Here is a 15,349-nt window from a genome sequence, read left to right on the forward strand (position 1 = left end):
CCATGTCAAAAATTACCGCACTCTTTAATGAACTAAAAGCTTCTGGCAAGAAAGGTCTCATTCCTTTTATTACTGCCGGAGACCCAGATCCAAAACTCACAGTTGAGTTAATGCATGCAATGGTTCGTGGTGGCGCAAATGTGATCGAGCTCGGAGTTCCTTTTTCTGACCCGATGGCTGATGGCCCTGTAATTCAGCGATCATCTGAAAGGGCGCTTATTCAGGGCGTTACCTTGCACGGTTGCTTGGATATGGTGAAAGAGTTTCGGAAGCTGGATACCAATACCCCGGTAGTTTTGATGGGCTACGCTAATCCTGTGGAACAAATGGGGGCAGAGCGCTTTGCAACTGAAGCCAAAGCCGCCGGTGTGGATGGTGTTCTTGTGGTGGACTACCCTCCGGAAGAGTGCGAGGACTTCGCTGCCCGTATGAAGATTGCCGGAGTTGATCCAATTTTTCTATTGGCACCGACTTCATCACCAGAACGTATAAAGGATGCGGCCAAAATGGCTTCTGGTTATATCTATTACGTGTCCATGCGCGGTGTAACTGGTGCATCCCATCTCAATACCCAGGATGTCGCCAGCATCATTCCTAAGATCCGTGAAGCCACCTCCATCCCAATTGCCGTGGGTTTTGGCATTAATGACGCTGAAAGTGCCCGTGCGGTATCAAAAACAGCGGATGCGGTGGTAATTGGTAGCCGAATTATTCGACTTTTGGAGGATTCTGCCCCTGGCCAGGCGGTACAATCACTTGAAACCTTCATACGTGAAATTCGCGTCGCTTTAGATAGTTAATGCACTGGATAGTTAAAAACTGATGAGCTGGATCGATAAATTACTACCCCCACAAATCCAACATACGGATCCCGCTAACCGCAAATCCGTTCCCGAAGGACTTTGGGTGAAGTGCCCCAGCTGTGAAACCGTCCTTTACAGCACAGATATTGAAGCTAATCTCTCGGTTTGCCCTAAATGCAGTCACCATATGCGCATCGGTGCGCGTTTGCGTTTGGATAGTTTGTTGGATGAAAAGGGTCGCTACGAAATTGGTGCTGACATCTATCCAACTGACCCACTGAATTTCAAAGATTCCAAGAAATATCCAGACCGTATTAAAGAGGCTAATGATGCCTCTGGTGAGTCTGAGGCCTTAATCGTTCTTGGTGGCAAGATTGAAAGCATTCCTGTTGTAGCAGCGTGTTTCGAGTTCCAGTACATGGGCGGCTCAATGGGTTCAGTAGTTGGTGAGCGGTTTGCGCGTGGTGTTCAAGAAGCCATCGCTAAGAAGTGTGCCTTCATTTGCATCACGGCAACTGGCGGTGCGCGCATGCAAGAAAGCTTGCTTTCCTTATTTCAGATGGCTAAGACGAACTCGATGTTGACCTTGCTATCTAAAAAAGGTTTGCCATATATCAGCGTCTTAACCGATCCAACGATGGGTGGAATTTCTGCTAGCTTCGCCTTTATGGGGGATGTCGTGATGGCTGAGCCAAAGGCATTAATTGGTTTTGCAGGCCCACGCGTTATCGAGCAAACTGTTCGTGAAAAATTACCCGAAGGCTTTCAGCGTTCTGAGTTTTTGATGCAAAAGGGTGGCATTGACATGATTGTGGATCGTCGCCAAATGCGCGGTGAAATTGCCCGACTGTTGGCTTTACTCCAGCAGCTTCCTGAGCCTGCGATTGCGGGTAGCGCAGCTGTATAAAGCGCTTGAGTTCCGCACACCAACCCCCCATTCTTTTTTCTAGCCTAACGGCTTGGCTTAGCCACCTCGAAACAGCTCACCCCGTCGGTATCGACATGGGTCTTGACCGCATTAATCGCGTCAAGGCAGCCTTAGGTCTTCATTTCGAATGCCCCGTTATTACAGTGGCCGGCACCAATGGCAAGGGCTCAACTTGCGCTTATCTCGAAAGCATTTTGTTGGCATCTGGCTATAAGGTTGGTTGCCATATGTCACCACATTTGCTCAGCTTCAACGAGCGCGCTCGAGTCAATGGTGAAGAGGTAAAAGATGATCTCTTAGTAGAGCATTTTGCTGTCGTTGAAAAGGCTCGAGTCAGCCTGGTAGATGCTCCAACTCTGACGTATTTTGAATTCACCACCTTAGCAATCATGCATTTATTTTCTAAAGCGAATTTAGATGCTGTTGTGCTTGAGGTTGGTATGGGTGGACGCCTTGATGCCGTCAATATCGTTGATGCGGATTGCGCAATAGTGACCAGCATTGATATTGACCATGCTGATTTTCTGGGTGGAACTCGTGAAGCTATTGGACGGGAAAAAGCAGGAATTTTTCGCCCTGGTGCGATAGCGGTTTGTGGCGATCCAGTGCCGCCACAATCTCTTATTGATTACGCCGAAAGCCTAGGTTGTGACTTATGGTTACAAGGCCGTGACTATAACTTCCAAGGCGATAAACAGCAGTGGGGTTGGGCAGGGCGTCAAAAACGCTTTAGTGGCCTTGGTTATCCCGCTCTACGGGGTGCCAATCAGATTCTGAATGCCTCTGCGGTCATCGCAGCTCTGATGGCATTGCATCAGCGCCTACCAGTTAGCGCCCAAGATATTCGTAATGGGTTTGCATTAGTAGAGCTGCCTGGCCGCTTCCAGGTACTTCCTGGCCAACCTACCGTTGTTCTGGATGTCGCCCACAATCCGCATGCGGCTGCCACTCTGGGTCAGGGCTTGGAGAAAATGGGCTATCACCCCTACACCTACGCCATCTTTGGTGCAATGGTGGATAAGGATATTGCTGGTGTTGTTAAACCCCTATTGGGTAGCGTGGACTTCTGGTTTTGTACGGATTTACCAACCTCACGTGCCGCTAGTGCTACCGTTTTATCCGAGAAGCTAGTAGAGCTGGGTGTATCCGTAAAAAAAGGTGAAGATGGCGGCATTGAATGCTTCCCAGATCCTGCTGCAGCGTATCAAAAAGCCCTTTCTAAGGCGGGTGAGGGTGATAGAATTGTCATCTTCGGATCCTTCTATACCGTTGCCGGCGTAATGGCATATCGAAACAACCAGGCGCATTGATCCATGATTCGTTTACCGAAGCTTTTTAAGCGAAACCCTGAGACTGAAGACCTTGATCGAGGTTCAGTGAGGGGTCGTCGTACCGTCAATAAATTAGCCCCCCGCAGTTTTCAGCGCGCTCAAGAAAATGAAGAGCTTGCACTTACCGAAGATCCTGAGCAGCAGCGTGCCCGACATCGTCTTATTGGTGCCGCTGTATTGGTATTAATCGCAGTAGTTGGCTTACCTCGTGTCTTGGATAACAAGTCAAAGTCTGTAAACAACGACATTGCTGTAAATATCGTTACTAGCCTCCCAGCGCCTAATGCTGCAATGCCTGCAAATGATGAAAAAGCGAAGCCAGTTACAGCAGTTGAAACCCCTGCAAAACAAAAAGAAGTCGTTCAAACAAAAGAAGTTGTAGTTACGCCAACTCCCGAAGCAAAACCTGAGGCTAAGGCAGACTCTAAACCAGCGCCCGCAACAGCTAAAGCTAACTCTATTGGATTGGCTGCTGGTGAAGAGGTGGTTGCTGCACCCAATACAACTGCCAAAGCAAAACCTGAAGAGCTTCCGAAAAAGGTAGGTACTGGTAAGTACGTTATTCAGATTGGCGCCTTTGCTTCAGAAGATCGCGCTAAAGGTTGGATCGCGAAGATGAAGGATCAAAAGATTCCGAATTACGTAATCAACAAAACGGGTACTGACGGTGTAAAGCTTTATGTTCTGAGAGCGGGTCCATTTGCTGACAAGGATGCGGCTGAAGCTGCTGAGAAAAAAGTCAAAGCTATGGGCTTATCTCCAAGGCTTGTTGAGGTTGGAGCGCCTTAATGGAATATTTATCCACCTTGAAGTTAACTACGGTGGATTACTTCACCCTAGTAGTGCTATTGGTTTCTGCTTTGGTAGGCATTTCTCGAGGTCTGTTTAAAGAAGTGCTGGCACTGGCGTCTTGGTTTGTTGCATCCTGGGTTGCTTATCACTACACCAACTATCTTTCTGTTGAGTGGTTATCGACCTTTCATATGGATGAGCTCCTAAGCTTGGGCGTGAGCTTTCTGATTTTATTTATTTTGACTTTGATTGTTTGTGGTTTGGTTGGTAATGTGATTCAAAAAATCATCTTGTCTGCTGGGCTCAGCATGACAGATCGTTTTCTGGGTCTTATTTTTGGCTTAGCTCGTGGCGGTTTAGTGGTGGTTGTCATGGCAACATTAGCGGCTTTGACCCCAATTCCTCAAAGCGTGGCTTGGCAAAAAGCAATTACCCGCCCAGCTATCGATATGGCAACTGGTTTAATTAAAAATTGGCTTCCAGCCGATTGGGCAAAACAATTAGGTGATGCAATGCCTAAAATTACACCCACCATTACACCTTCATTAACAATAGGGATCTAGGCTTATGTGCGGCGTCGTTGGAACAGTTTCCCACTCCCCAGTTAATCAACTCATATATGACGCTTTGTTGCTCTTGCAACATCGCGGCCAAGATGCTGCCGGCATGGCAACAATGAATGGCAACTCATTCACGATGCATAAGGCAAATGGTTTGGTGCGAGATGTATTTAGAACCCGCAATATGCGTAGTTTGATAGGTAGCGCCGGCATTGGTCAGGTGCGCTACCCAACCGCTGGCTCTGCTAGTAGCGAAGAAGAGGCGCAACCGTTTTACGTTAGCGCTCCATATGGAATTATCTTGGCGCACAACGGCAACCTTACCAATGCAGCCAGCTTACGCGTAGAGATGGCTTATCGCGATCGTCGCCATATCAATACCAGCTCTGATACAGAAGTTCTTTTGAATGTGCTTGCTGATGAACTTCAAAAAGAAACTAATAGCGCTGCATTAGATGAGGGCGCTATGTTTAACGCCGTTACCCAGGTTGCTAAGCGCGTTAAGGGTTCCTATGCTGTTGTTTCGTTGATAGCTGGTTATGGCTTATTGGCTTTCCGCGATCCATTTGGTATTCGCCCTTTATGTATTGGACGTATTGACACACCTAAGGGACCAGAGTGGATGATTGCCTCTGAGTCAGTCGCACTTGACGGTCTTGGCTTTACTTTTGTTCGCGATGTAAACCCTGGCGAGGCTATTTATATTGATTTAGACGGTAATTTTTATTCACGTCAATGCGTAGTCGATGCAGTTCTGACGCCTTGCATTTTCGAATACGTTTACATGGCTCGTCCTGATTCGACAATTGATGGCGTTACCGTTTACAACGTGCGCATGCGCATGGGTGATTACCTTGCCGAGAAAATTCGTAAAGAAACGATTCCAGGTGAGATTGATGTTGTGATGCCGATACCGGATTCTAGTCGTCCAGCGGCAATGCAAGTTGCTAAACGTTTGGGTGTCGATTACCGTGAAGGCTTCTTTAAGAACCGCTATATTGGTAGAACCTTCATCATGCCTGGTCAGGCTGTTCGCAAGAAATCTGTTCGTCAAAAACTGAATGCCATGCGTATTGAGTTCAAGGATAAGACGGTCTTGATCGTGGATGACTCTATTGTCCGCGGCACAACTTCATTTGAGATTGTTCAGATGGCGCGTGAGTCTGGTGCCAAGAAAGTCATTTTTGCTTCTGCTGCACCTCCCGTTCGGTTCCCGAATGTCTATGGCATTGATATGCCGACCCGTAGCGAGTTGGTTGCCTATGGTCGTACAGATGAAGAGATCAATAAGATGATCGGCGCCGATCAGTTGATCTACCAAAGCGTTGAAGATATGAAGCAGGCTGTGAAAGATATCAACCCAAACATCCAGCACTTTGAAGCCTCGTGTTTCGATGGTTTCTACGTCACGGGCGACATTAATGAATCCTATCTGGATGCTTTAGAGGCGGCTCGAAATACCTCTGAAGCCAAGGCCGATCGCCAACGTGACTCCAGCGACTTTGCGCGTTCACAACTGCATTTGCATTTGGCTACAGAAGACTAAAAACAACGATCGAGTTCCTCAGACATGCGTGTCTGAGGCAATTCTGTAATTCGGTGTCAAAATAGCGGTATGAAGAGTAAAACTACCCGCAAAAAACCTGATTTCTCAAAACTTGCGCTTGAAACCTTAGCGGTTCGCGCTGGAACTCGTCGCACCGCTGAATATCAAGAGCATTCAGAGGCGATGTTCCTGACTTCTAGCTTTTGCTTCGATAGCGCTGAATTGGCTGCAGATGGATTTGCTCATGCAGATCAAGGCTTTATTTATTCTCGTTTCACCAATCCTACAGTCAGCATGTTTCAGGATCGTCTTGCTGCCTTAGAGGGTGGTGAAGCCTGCATTGCAACTTCCTCAGGAATGGCTGCGATTTTGACAATGGCAATGTCTCATCTGCAGGCGGGTGACCATGTGGTTTGCTCTCGCTCTGTATTTGGTGCCACCATCCAATTGTTTAGCAACATCTTGGGACGCTTTGGCATCACCACTACTTATGTAGACTTGGCTAATACCAAGGCTTGGCAGAATGCCGTTCAAGAAAATACCAAGTTGTTTTATTTGGAAACGCCTTCAAATCCATTAACTGAAATTGCAGATATCAAAGCTATTTCTAAGATTGCAAAGAAGGCAAAGGCTCTGTTTGCGGTCGATAACTGTTTCTGCACACCAGCTTTACAAAGACCGCTAGTATTAGGCGCTGATGTAGTCATTCATTCGGCAACGAAGTATTTAGATGGTCAGGGCAGAGTGGTTGGCGGCGCTATTGTGGGTAGCAATGATTTCATCATGGGTAAAGTATTTCCCTATGTAAGAACAGCTGGACCAACACTCTCAGCGTTCAATGCTTGGGTATTCTTAAAAGGTTTAGAGACTCTTGAGCTGCGCATGAAGCAGCAGAGTCAGAATGCTTTAGAAATCGCTCAATGGCTAGAAAAGCAGCCAGGGGTAGATCGTGTCTATCATCCTGGCCTGAAGTCACATCCTCAGCATGCTTTGGCTAAACGTCAACAAAAAGCGAGTGGCGCCATCTTGTCTTTCACTTTGAAGGGTGGCAAGAAGGCTGCATTCAAACTCATCAATCAAACCAGGCTTTGTTCAATCACTGCAAATCTGGGTGACACTCGCACCACGATTACGCATCCTGCAACTACAACTCACTGCCGCGTTACTCCAGAAGCACGTAAAGCTGCCGGCATTACCGATGGCCTTGTTCGTATCGCGGTTGGACTTGAAAATGTGCTTGATTTAAAGAATGACCTCGTTGGCGGTCTGAAGAAGTAATTTCATAAACGCTAAGTGAAGGTCAGAGCCTAAATGAGTTTTGCTGATGCTACCCAGTTCTGGAATGAGCGTTTTGATAAGGAAGAATTTATCTTTGGCAAAGAGCCAAATGAATTCCTTGTTCAGAAAACTGCTCAATATCTAAAACCCAATAATTCTGTTCTCTGCATTGCCGATGGAGAAGGGCGTAATGGCGTTTGGCTTGCAAAGCAGGGAATGCGTGTCACCGGCTTTGATGTTTCTGATATTGCTCTTGCTAAGGCTAAGCAATTTGCCAATGAGAATCAAGTTAGCATCCAATATAGCCTCTGTGATACCGATGGTTTTGATTGGCGGGAGAATACTTATGATGCAGTCATTGGTATCTTCATCCAATTTGCTGACCCAGAAATGCGTGCCAGGATTTTTAAGCAAGTACATCAGACTTTGAAGCCTGGCGGCCTATTTATTCTGCAAGGCTATACACCCAAGCAATTGGAATATAAAACGGGTGGCCCATCTTTAATTGAGCACCTGTACACTGAAGAAATGATGCGTGAACTCAGTCAAGGATTTGAAATCCTCGAACTAGAGTGCTACGAAAAAGAGTTATCTGAGGGGCCGAGACATACTGGAATGTCAGCCTTACTCGGTATGGTTGCTAAAAAGAGCGCATGAAGACCATCGAAATTAAGAGTGCCTGGCAAGGTAATAGCGATTGCAATGCTTGCTCAATACGTAGTTCAGTTCTTTTTGCCGAGCTAAATGAAGAAGACTTTTCTAAGATCCATGAGCCGATTGACGATTTAAGATTTGAGGCTAACTCCAGAATTTATACACAAGGTGATGCGGCTGATTAGGTATATACCTTGAGGGATGGTTACATCAAATTACTTCACATCAATTCCGACGGCTCCGGAAGAATTGTCCGTCTTGTAGTCCCTGGTGACTTATTTGGCATGGAATCATTGCTAGGCGATACCTACACACATTCAGCTGCTGCACTATCCAATATTCATCTTTGCCGCATTCCTAAGAGGATTATTTCATCCTTAGGCGAAGAGTCGCCGCGTTTACATCGCCAGATTGTTAAGAAATGGGGCGAAGCTCTTGCTCAATCGGAGTCTTGGTTCTCTGAAATCAATACCGGTCGCATTGAAGTGCGTTTAGCTCGTTTCTTTTTAAGGGTTGCTAAGGTTTCTGGTGATATGGCTGTCGCACCTGCATTTAAGCGTGAGGATATGGGTCTTATGATGGATGTGAAATTTGAGACTATTAGCAGGGCTCTAGCCTCTATGGCAGACCAGGGAATCATTTCAAATGCCTCTCGCTTGAGCGTTCAAATACCAAGTATTGAGAAGTTAAAAGCGTTCTCACAAGCTAGCGCATAAATTGCTAGGCGATAAAAAAGCTGCCGAAGCAGCTTTTTTATTCAATACAGAAGCTAATTTGGTATTAAGCCTTTTTAGCATAAGCAGAGCACCAGCCTTTGCCAGCAACTTTCTTAGTGCCAAACAAAGAGCAGCCGCCAGTTGCATCGCCAACTTTGCCTTGGAACAAAGCGCAGTTATCGCATTCTTGTCCAGCTGCGTATTTTGCATACTTTGCTTTATCAACTGATGTGGCAACAGCTTTGTAACCCAAAGCAGCAGCTTGCGGATCAGCTTCAGAAACCATTGCTTGAGCTTGAACTTTTCCGTTCAAAGCCAAGGTGCAAGCGCCAGCAGCGGACAAAATCATAAATTGGCGACGACTGTTCCTTTGGCAACTGGATTATTCAAATTCTGTCCAGCCTATATATTATTAGGAATCAATACAAGCGGTAGCAGTTGCTCTAAATAATCCCACTCATATTGATGCGCTTGCTTGGATGAAAATCTAGTAAGCGCATTTTTTATTTCTAGAGAAACATTCCAGTCAATAGCAATATTGCATACAAATGCACAGTTAATAGATTGACTTGTATCGTCAATTTCAGCTGAGCCTTTATGTTGGCGCGATTGCGAAGTATAGAAGCGCAATAAGCAAACCCCGGAACACAGGCCAATGTTATCAAGGTGTATTTTGGTAGTGTTCCATCATAAATACTCATGAATTGAAGCGCGAATCCACTTAACAAAATTAGGATTTGCCAGACCCATATTTGTTTATTTTTGCATTGAACTGCCAAGGTATTCTTGCCAGCCGCTTTATCTGCATTGATGTCGGGTATTTGATTGACCAATAGGATGTTCGATATCATTAATCCAAACGTCAAGCCAACGGGAATTGCTGATGCCGCCAATTTAGCAATCTGTAAACTTGCCATACCCACTACAAGGCTGGACCATGCAATCGCAATTGCCAGTTCACCCAAGATGCCTCTAGACATGAGCTGTAAGGGTGGCGCCGAGTATCCCCAAGCCATGCAGATGCCAACCAGCCCAATGGGGAGTAGCTCCCAAGTTGTAACGCTACAGATATAGAGACCTGAAATTGCAGCTAGACCCAGCAATACGAGTGCTGATAAGTAAATTTGTCTAGGACTTAAGATTTGATTCTGTATATATCGACCACCACCTGTATAGGGGGTGATGCGCTCATCATTATTCTCATCGCTACCATTGCGATGATCACAGTAGTCATTTAGTAGATTTGCACCTGAATGTGCAAGCATCGCTACTAAGATTGCCAGGAGATTAACAATCCATGATGATTTAATTCCAAGACTTGGAAATGACAGGCCAATACAGCAGCCCAATAGGGTGATGATTAAGAAGTTTGGCCTTGTTGCCAAAAAGAAATTTTTGATACTACTCATCAGTAATTTAGAAATCTTATCGTAAGCAATCTAAGGGGCTAAATTAATGATCGATAAATCGTCGTGGATCGTTGATTGGCCTTAGCGGCATGATATGAATTTGATTTCCATCGAGCTCGAGATGCATTAGCGCTCCAGTCTGCATCTGCAATCGGTTAACTTCAGCTGCAGAGGCTTCCCATTCAACAGTATTTTCGCTATTTTGTATTCGCAATTGAATGACTGCTATCTGGCCTAGCGCGCTCATCTTCTCAACCAATGCAGGCACGCTAGTCTGAGTCGAATTGTTATGTACACTCAAGCCGCTATGAGGAATAACCCAGGCGACACGTGCTTTGGGGGGAATCTTTCCTTTATCTGCAACACTAAAAGTGGTGTTGCACCCATCCCAACTCAAGCTACCAGAGTCAAATACGCCCTGAAACATATTGCTAATACCAACTAATTCCGCAACTCGGGAATTCCTAGGTCTTTCAAATAAAACTCTTGGGGCGGCAGTTTGCAAACTAATGCCCTGGTCTATGACGGTAATTCGATCAGCCAATAAATCAGCCTCACGTAAGTCATGCGTTACTAAGATCATGGGAATATTTAAGTCTGTTCGAAGCTGTGCCAATGTCTTATAAAGGCCTTGACGTGTTGGAGCGTCGATTGCTGAAAATGGCTCATCTAGTAGCAAGACTTTAGGATGTCTAGCCAGGGCCCTGGCGAGGGCAACACGTTGCTGCTGTCCGCCAGATAGTTGGTGTGGCAACCTATCTGCAAGATCAACTATACCCATGCGATCCAGTAGATCCAGACTGACTTTCTTGCGTTCAGATGTATTGAGACCAGAATTTTGCAAAGGAATTGCCACATTGCCTACTGCGTTGAGATGTGGAAAGAGAGCGTACTGCTGGAATAAGAATCCACATGAGCGTTCCGCAGGCGAAAGCTGCCGGACCTTGCCGCCAAGATCATCAGCCTCAAACCAAACCTCGCCATTACATTCAATTTTTCCTCTAGATGGCGTATTTAGGCCGGCTATGGTTCTAAGAGCTGTAGTTTTACCGCTGCCGGAGGGGCCAACCAAGGCATGCAAGTCTCCAGGTGCGCATTCCAGACTAATTTGTAGTGGACTAGGGGTGTTTTGGCTAATCTTTACCTTGAGCATTAGCTGATACCTCTGCGACGATTTGGGTTGCGCCCGAATATTCCGTATGAGAGTGCTATGCACACTAAAGATATACCCAAGAGTACGAGCGCTAAAGATCCTGCACCTGAGGTATCAAAACTCTGTACCTTGTCATATATTGCAATGGAGGCAGTTTTTGTCTCTCCTGGAATTGCGCCACCAACCATGAGGACAACGCCGAACTCACCAAGGGTATGAGCGAAGGTTAGGGCGGCAGCACCAGTAATTCCTCGCCAGGATAGCGGTAGCTCAATCAAGCAAAAGATTTGCCAGTTGCTTAGACCGCTGACTTGGGCGGCCTCACGAATTTCAGGATTGATTGCCTCAAATGCTCTTTGAATGGGTTGAATTGCAAATGGGATATTCACAATCAGCGAGGCAAGAAGGATGCCTGTGAATGAAAATACAAGAGGAAAGCCGAAAATGCTGGTATTTCCGAATGAAACTAGAAAGTAGTAACCCAAAACAGTGGGCGGAAGAACTAGGGGAAGGGCTAGAGCGGCCTCAAGCCATGGACGGCTTTTATTGAGCTTGGTTAGCTTATGGGCAACCCAAACCCCAAATGGGAGCATCAAAGCCATAGTCCAAAAAGCAAGCTTTAAGGACAGCAGAATTGCATCAATATCCATTTTTTGATTGTATTGCCTTTGCGGACTAGGGTATCCCACTATATAAGTGTTTTGGTCTTGGGTGTCCAATATATGCACGTATACGCATATATTATTTTTAGCCAGTGAATATTAAAGCAAAAGTCAAAAAAGCCACTAAGGATCTTTCTCCAAAAGCGATGGAAAAGGTTTTCGCGCGCGTAGCAGATTATTTCAGCGTACTTTCTGAACCATCACGTTTGCGCATCATGTATGCAGTGTGTAGCGGTGAAAAATCTGTTTCTGAAGTTATTGAGTTGTGCGGCTCCAGTCAGGCAAATGTTTCACGTCATCTTTCAGCGCTTCACAAAGCAGGAATATTGCTGAGACGCAAAGAGGGCACGACTGTTTTTTACTCAATCGCTGACAACGCTACTGTAGAGATGTGCCAAACAGTTTGCGCGAAGATGGCCGAAAGTTTGCATTAATTTTTTTAAGTATCTATTCATCAAAGTAGAGCTCACATGACCAAAAAACAAATAGAGATTAGTGCGCAGGATATTGGTGCTATCGAAAAGCCGGCTAACCAGGCACGCCTTGTTAGGGCGCCCGAGCATTTCATTTCTCAAGAGCTTATCGCCGATATCAATGCCAATGGTTTAGATGAGAATCGTCGCGGCTTTTTGCGCAAGGGCTTTATGTCTGCTCTAGGCGGTGCGGCGGCTGGCTTAACAGCACCACTGGCTATGGCTGCAGGCGAGGGTGATCCTGCGATCCTTGAGAAGCAAGAATGGCAAACCACTCTTGGTAAGAATGTGGCAACAATGCCTTATGGCGTGCCATCTATTTATGAGTCCAACTTGATTCGTCGTGAGTCTCCAGGTTTAACGCGTGTGTCTGCGGCTTCGGTTGCCTTTACGCCGCTCCAAGGTTTGTTCGGAACAATCACTCCTAATGGTTTGCACTTTGAACGTCACCATCAAGGTTGGTACAACCTTAATCCAGAAACCCATCGCTTGATGGTGAATGGTTTGGTGAAAAACCCACGTGTTTTCACGATGAATGATTTGATGAGATTGCCATCCGTTTCTCGCACGCACTTTATTGAGTGTGGCGCTAACACTGGATTAGAGTGGGGCAACGTTGCTGTTCCCACTGTTCAGTACACACACGGCATGCTTTCTTGCTGTGAGTTCACGGGAGTTCCTTTAAAAGTGTTGCTCGACGAGTGTGGTGCTGACCTTAAAAAAGGCAAGTTCATGCTAGCTGAAGGCGGTGACGGTTCAGGCATGACTCGTACCATTAACCTTGAGAGTTGCCTGAATGATACGATTGTTGCTTGGGCTATGAATGGTGAGATGCTTCGCCCAGAAAATGGATTCCCATTGCGCTTGGTAGTTCCTGGCGTACAGGGTGTTAGCTGGGTCAAATGGTTGCGTCGCCTTGAAGTGGGAGATGCTCCATGGAACTCTAAAGATGAGGCGGTTCACTATATCGAGCTCATGCCTAACGGCGATCATCGCCAATACGCATCAGTTCAAGAATGTAAATCAGTTATCACCACGCCATCAGGTGGTCAGCAGTTGTTAGATAAAGGTTTCTACAACGTGAGCGGCATGGCTTGGTCAGGCCGTGGAAAAATTACACGTGTAGACGTTTCATTTGATGGCGGCAATAACTGGCGTACTGCACGCCTAGAGGCTCCGGTTCTTACGAAGTCTATTACTCGCTTCAATATCGATTGGGTTTGGGATGGCTCTCCCGCGATTTTGCAGTCGCGCGCGATGGATGACACTGGCTATATTCAACCCTCGATCAAGACCCTGCGCAATGTTCGCGGCACTCGATCGATTTATCACAACAATGCAATTCAATCATGGAAATTGGATTCAAATGGCGAGGTGAGCAATGTTCAAGTTGGATAAATTTAGTATTGGCCTAGGCTTTACGGCGCTCATCGCAATTACTGCGCAACAAGCGTTAGCGCAGTCTGGTTCAGCCAAATTCCCTGGTATTGGTAGAGCGGCTACTCCTGCGGAAGTTGCCGCTTGGGATATTGATGTTCGCCCCGACTTTAAAGGTTTGCCAAAGGGATCTGGCTCTGTCGAAAAAGGTCAGGTAATTTGGGAGGCTAAGTGTGCGAGCTGTCACGGCACATTTGGTGAATCTAATGAGATCTTCACTCCGATTGCTGGTGGTACTACTAAGGATGATGTCAAGACGGGTAAGGTAGCTTCATTAAAGGATATGAAGCAGCCACAGCGTACAACTCTCATGAAGGTATCTACGGTCTCTACATTGTGGGATTACATTTATCGTGCGATGCCATGGAATGCACCAAGATCACTAACACCTGACGATACTTACGCGGTTGTTGCATTTATTTTGAGTCTAGGCGAGATTGTTCCTGATGATTTTGTGCTGAGCGATAAAAATATTGCCGATGTCAAAATGCCTAATCGTAATGGCATGACCACAAAGCACGGCTTCTGGAATGTAAAGGACAAGCCAGACGTTAATGGAAATGCTTGTATGCATAACTGCGTACCATTTGTCCAAATCGGCTCAACATTGCCTGACTTTGCTCGAAATGCACATGACAATATTGCAGAGCAAAACCGCATGTATGGCCCATATCGTGGCGCAGATTCAACCAAGCCACCATTAAAAGCATTACCTGGCGCAGCCGGCGAGGGCTTGGCTCATGCTAAAGATACGCATTCAGCCGCTAAAAAAGGCCCTGCTGCTTTATTCCAAAGTGAAAACTGCTCGGCTTGCCACGCTCCTAATGCAAAGTTGGTGGGGCCTTCAATTGCTGAGATTGCAAAGAAATATGAAGGTCAAAGCGGAGCGGTTGATAAGCTGATGGCAAAGGTGAAATCTGGGGGTGCTGGTGTGTGGGGTTCTATTCCAATGCCACCACAAGCCCAGCTTTCGGATGAAGACCGCAAGACTTTAGTAACGTGGGTGCTATCTGGTGGCAAATAAAAATTGCCAACTAAGTAGTAACCACCATGTTTTAATGCAAAATAGGTAATAAATTGATAGAAGTAAAGATTAATAAAGGAGTTTTTATGAATCAGCAGCGTCGTAGTTTATTGAAGTATTCAGCAGTATTTGGCTTGATGGCTTCAGCAGGTCTCATTAGCACCGCACAAGCTCAAGAGTGGAACAAAGCCGCTTTTGAGGGTAAAGGTATTGATGATGTATTTAAGATCTTGGGTGCTGGTAGTCCAGAGAAATCATCTGCAGTGACTTTGAACGCTCCAGATATCGCTGAAAACGGCGCAGTTGTTCCTGTTGGAATTACTTCCACACTAAAAGCAGAGCAAATGGCTATCTTGGTTGAAAAGAACCCAAGCTCACTCGCAGCTCAATTCTTTATTCCAGCCGGTACTGATTCATTTGTGACAACTCGCATCAAGATGGGTCAAACATCTAACGTATATGGCTTAGTTAAGGCTGACGGTAAGTGGCTCATGACTGTTAAAGAAGTCAAAGTAACGCTTGGTGGTTGCGGCGGTTAATGCCTAAGCAAGTAGATAAACAAAATTCACTTATATAGAGATAA

19 protein-coding genes are annotated in these 15,349 nt (G+C 46.0%); 15 read left to right on the forward strand and 4 right to left on the reverse strand.

Going from position 1 to position 15,349, the window contains the following annotated elements; translation table 11 throughout:
• The first annotated feature begins 2 nt into the window (after positions 1 to 2).
• From trpA to ACIQZ3_RS00275, 10 genes are all read left to right on the forward strand, one after another.
• Positions 3 to 800 (forward strand): tryptophan synthase subunit alpha, encoded by a 798-nt coding sequence (trpA, locus tag ACIQZ3_RS00230; protein ID WP_397389588.1) that lies wholly within the window; start codon positions 3 to 5, stop codon positions 798 to 800.
• 22 nt (positions 801 to 822) lie between these two features.
• Complete coding sequence (gene accD / locus ACIQZ3_RS00235; protein WP_397389589.1) at positions 823 to 1,710, forward strand: acetyl-CoA carboxylase, carboxyltransferase subunit beta; 888 nt, start codon at positions 823 to 825, stop codon at positions 1,708 to 1,710.
• Positions 1,711 to 1,715: 5 nt separating this feature from the next.
• Positions 1,716 to 3,041, forward strand: coding sequence for a bifunctional tetrahydrofolate synthase/dihydrofolate synthase (gene folC / locus ACIQZ3_RS00240; RefSeq protein WP_397389590.1), 1,326 nt, complete (start codon positions 1,716 to 1,718; stop codon positions 3,039 to 3,041).
• Positions 3,042 to 3,044: 3 nt separating this feature from the next.
• Positions 3,045 to 3,851: an SPOR domain-containing protein gene (locus ACIQZ3_RS00245; protein ID WP_397389591.1), complete on the forward strand. Its 807-nt coding sequence runs from the start codon at positions 3,045 to 3,047 to the stop codon at positions 3,849 to 3,851.
• Positions 3,851 to 4,417 carry a CvpA family protein gene (locus ACIQZ3_RS00250; RefSeq protein ID WP_397389592.1) on the forward strand — a complete coding sequence of 189 codons (567 nt, stop codon included), beginning with the start codon at positions 3,851 to 3,853 and terminating at the stop codon, positions 4,415 to 4,417. Before ACIQZ3_RS00245 ends, ACIQZ3_RS00250 begins: the two co-directional genes overlap by 1 nt.
• 4 nt (positions 4,418 to 4,421) lie before the next feature.
• On the forward strand, positions 4,422 to 5,960 hold the full coding sequence (gene purF / locus ACIQZ3_RS00255; protein WP_397389593.1) for an amidophosphoribosyltransferase: 1,539 nt from the start codon (positions 4,422 to 4,424) through the stop codon (positions 5,958 to 5,960).
• A gap of 69 nt (positions 5,961 to 6,029) precedes the next feature.
• Positions 6,030 to 7,238: an O-succinylhomoserine sulfhydrylase gene (locus tag ACIQZ3_RS00260; RefSeq protein WP_397389594.1), complete on the forward strand. Its 1,209-nt coding sequence runs from the start codon at positions 6,030 to 6,032 to the stop codon at positions 7,236 to 7,238.
• A 33-nt stretch (positions 7,239 to 7,271) separates the two neighbouring features.
• Positions 7,272 to 7,895: a class I SAM-dependent methyltransferase gene (locus ACIQZ3_RS00265; RefSeq protein WP_397389595.1), complete on the forward strand. Its 624-nt coding sequence runs from the start codon at positions 7,272 to 7,274 to the stop codon at positions 7,893 to 7,895.
• Positions 7,892 to 8,077 (forward strand): hypothetical protein, encoded by a 186-nt coding sequence (locus ACIQZ3_RS00270; protein ID WP_397389596.1) that lies wholly within the window; start codon positions 7,892 to 7,894, stop codon positions 8,075 to 8,077. The genes ACIQZ3_RS00265 and ACIQZ3_RS00270 overlap by 4 nt, the downstream gene beginning before the upstream one ends.
• 9 nt (positions 8,078 to 8,086) lie before the next feature.
• Positions 8,087 to 8,608 carry a Crp/Fnr family transcriptional regulator gene (locus tag ACIQZ3_RS00275; RefSeq protein WP_397389597.1) on the forward strand — a complete coding sequence of 174 codons (522 nt, stop codon included), beginning with the start codon at positions 8,087 to 8,089 and terminating at the stop codon, positions 8,606 to 8,608.
• A gap of 64 nt (positions 8,609 to 8,672) precedes the next feature.
• On the opposite strand, the gene ACIQZ3_RS00280 is transcribed toward ACIQZ3_RS00275, so the two are convergent.
• The gene (locus ACIQZ3_RS00280) at positions 8,673 to 8,957 is read right to left on the reverse strand and encodes a high-potential iron-sulfur protein (protein WP_397389598.1); all 285 of its coding nucleotides are present in this window, start codon (positions 8,955 to 8,957) and stop codon (positions 8,673 to 8,675) included.
• A gap of 21 nt (positions 8,958 to 8,978) precedes the next feature.
• Here ACIQZ3_RS00280 and ACIQZ3_RS00285 point away from each other — a divergent pair, with 21 nt between their 5' ends.
• Entirely contained in the window at positions 8,979 to 9,059 is an 81-nt protein-coding gene (locus ACIQZ3_RS00285) for a YgaP-like transmembrane domain (protein ID WP_397389706.1), read from the forward strand.
• Between the two features lie 58 nt (positions 9,060 to 9,117).
• Here ACIQZ3_RS00285 and ACIQZ3_RS00290 read toward each other — a convergent pair whose 3' ends face one another.
• From ACIQZ3_RS00290 to modB, 3 genes are read right to left on the reverse strand one after another with little or no spacing between them, the layout of a single operon-like run.
• The gene (locus tag ACIQZ3_RS00290) at positions 9,118 to 10,017 is read right to left on the reverse strand and encodes a prenyltransferase (protein WP_397389599.1); all 900 of its coding nucleotides are present in this window, start codon (positions 10,015 to 10,017) and stop codon (positions 9,118 to 9,120) included.
• A gap of 43 nt (positions 10,018 to 10,060) precedes the next feature.
• Complete coding sequence (locus ACIQZ3_RS00295) at positions 10,061 to 11,170, reverse strand: ABC transporter ATP-binding protein (RefSeq protein ID WP_397389600.1); 1,110 nt, start codon at positions 11,168 to 11,170, stop codon at positions 10,061 to 10,063.
• Positions 11,170 to 11,820, reverse strand: a complete 651-nt coding sequence (gene modB, locus ACIQZ3_RS00300; RefSeq protein WP_397389601.1) for a molybdate ABC transporter permease subunit — start codon at positions 11,818 to 11,820, stop codon at positions 11,170 to 11,172. Before modB ends, ACIQZ3_RS00295 begins: the two co-directional genes overlap by 1 nt.
• Before the next feature lie 158 nt (positions 11,821 to 11,978).
• On the opposite strand from modB, the gene ACIQZ3_RS00305 reads away from it, so the two are divergent.
• The 4 genes from ACIQZ3_RS00305 (at position 11,979) to soxY (ending at position 15,305) form a co-directional block, all read left to right on the forward strand.
• Positions 11,979 to 12,266, forward strand: a complete 288-nt coding sequence (locus tag ACIQZ3_RS00305; protein ID WP_397389602.1) for an ArsR/SmtB family transcription factor — start codon at positions 11,979 to 11,981, stop codon at positions 12,264 to 12,266.
• A gap of 81 nt (positions 12,267 to 12,347) precedes the next feature.
• Entirely contained in the window at positions 12,348 to 13,703 is a 1,356-nt protein-coding gene (gene soxC, locus ACIQZ3_RS00310) for a sulfite dehydrogenase (RefSeq protein WP_397389707.1), read from the forward strand.
• Positions 13,687 to 14,766: a c-type cytochrome gene (locus ACIQZ3_RS00315; protein ID WP_397389603.1), complete on the forward strand. Its 1,080-nt coding sequence runs from the start codon at positions 13,687 to 13,689 to the stop codon at positions 14,764 to 14,766. Before soxC ends, ACIQZ3_RS00315 begins: the two co-directional genes overlap by 17 nt.
• Positions 14,767 to 14,852: 86 nt before the next feature.
• A complete protein-coding gene (gene soxY, locus ACIQZ3_RS00320; protein WP_216274026.1) occupies positions 14,853 to 15,305 on the forward strand; it encodes a thiosulfate oxidation carrier protein SoxY in 453 nt (150 codons plus the stop codon).
• Positions 15,306 to 15,349: the final 44 nt, after the last annotated feature.

This window comes from Polynucleobacter sp. (genome assembly GCF_044342855.1).
Taxonomy (GTDB): domain Bacteria; phylum Pseudomonadota; class Gammaproteobacteria; order Burkholderiales; family Burkholderiaceae; genus Polynucleobacter.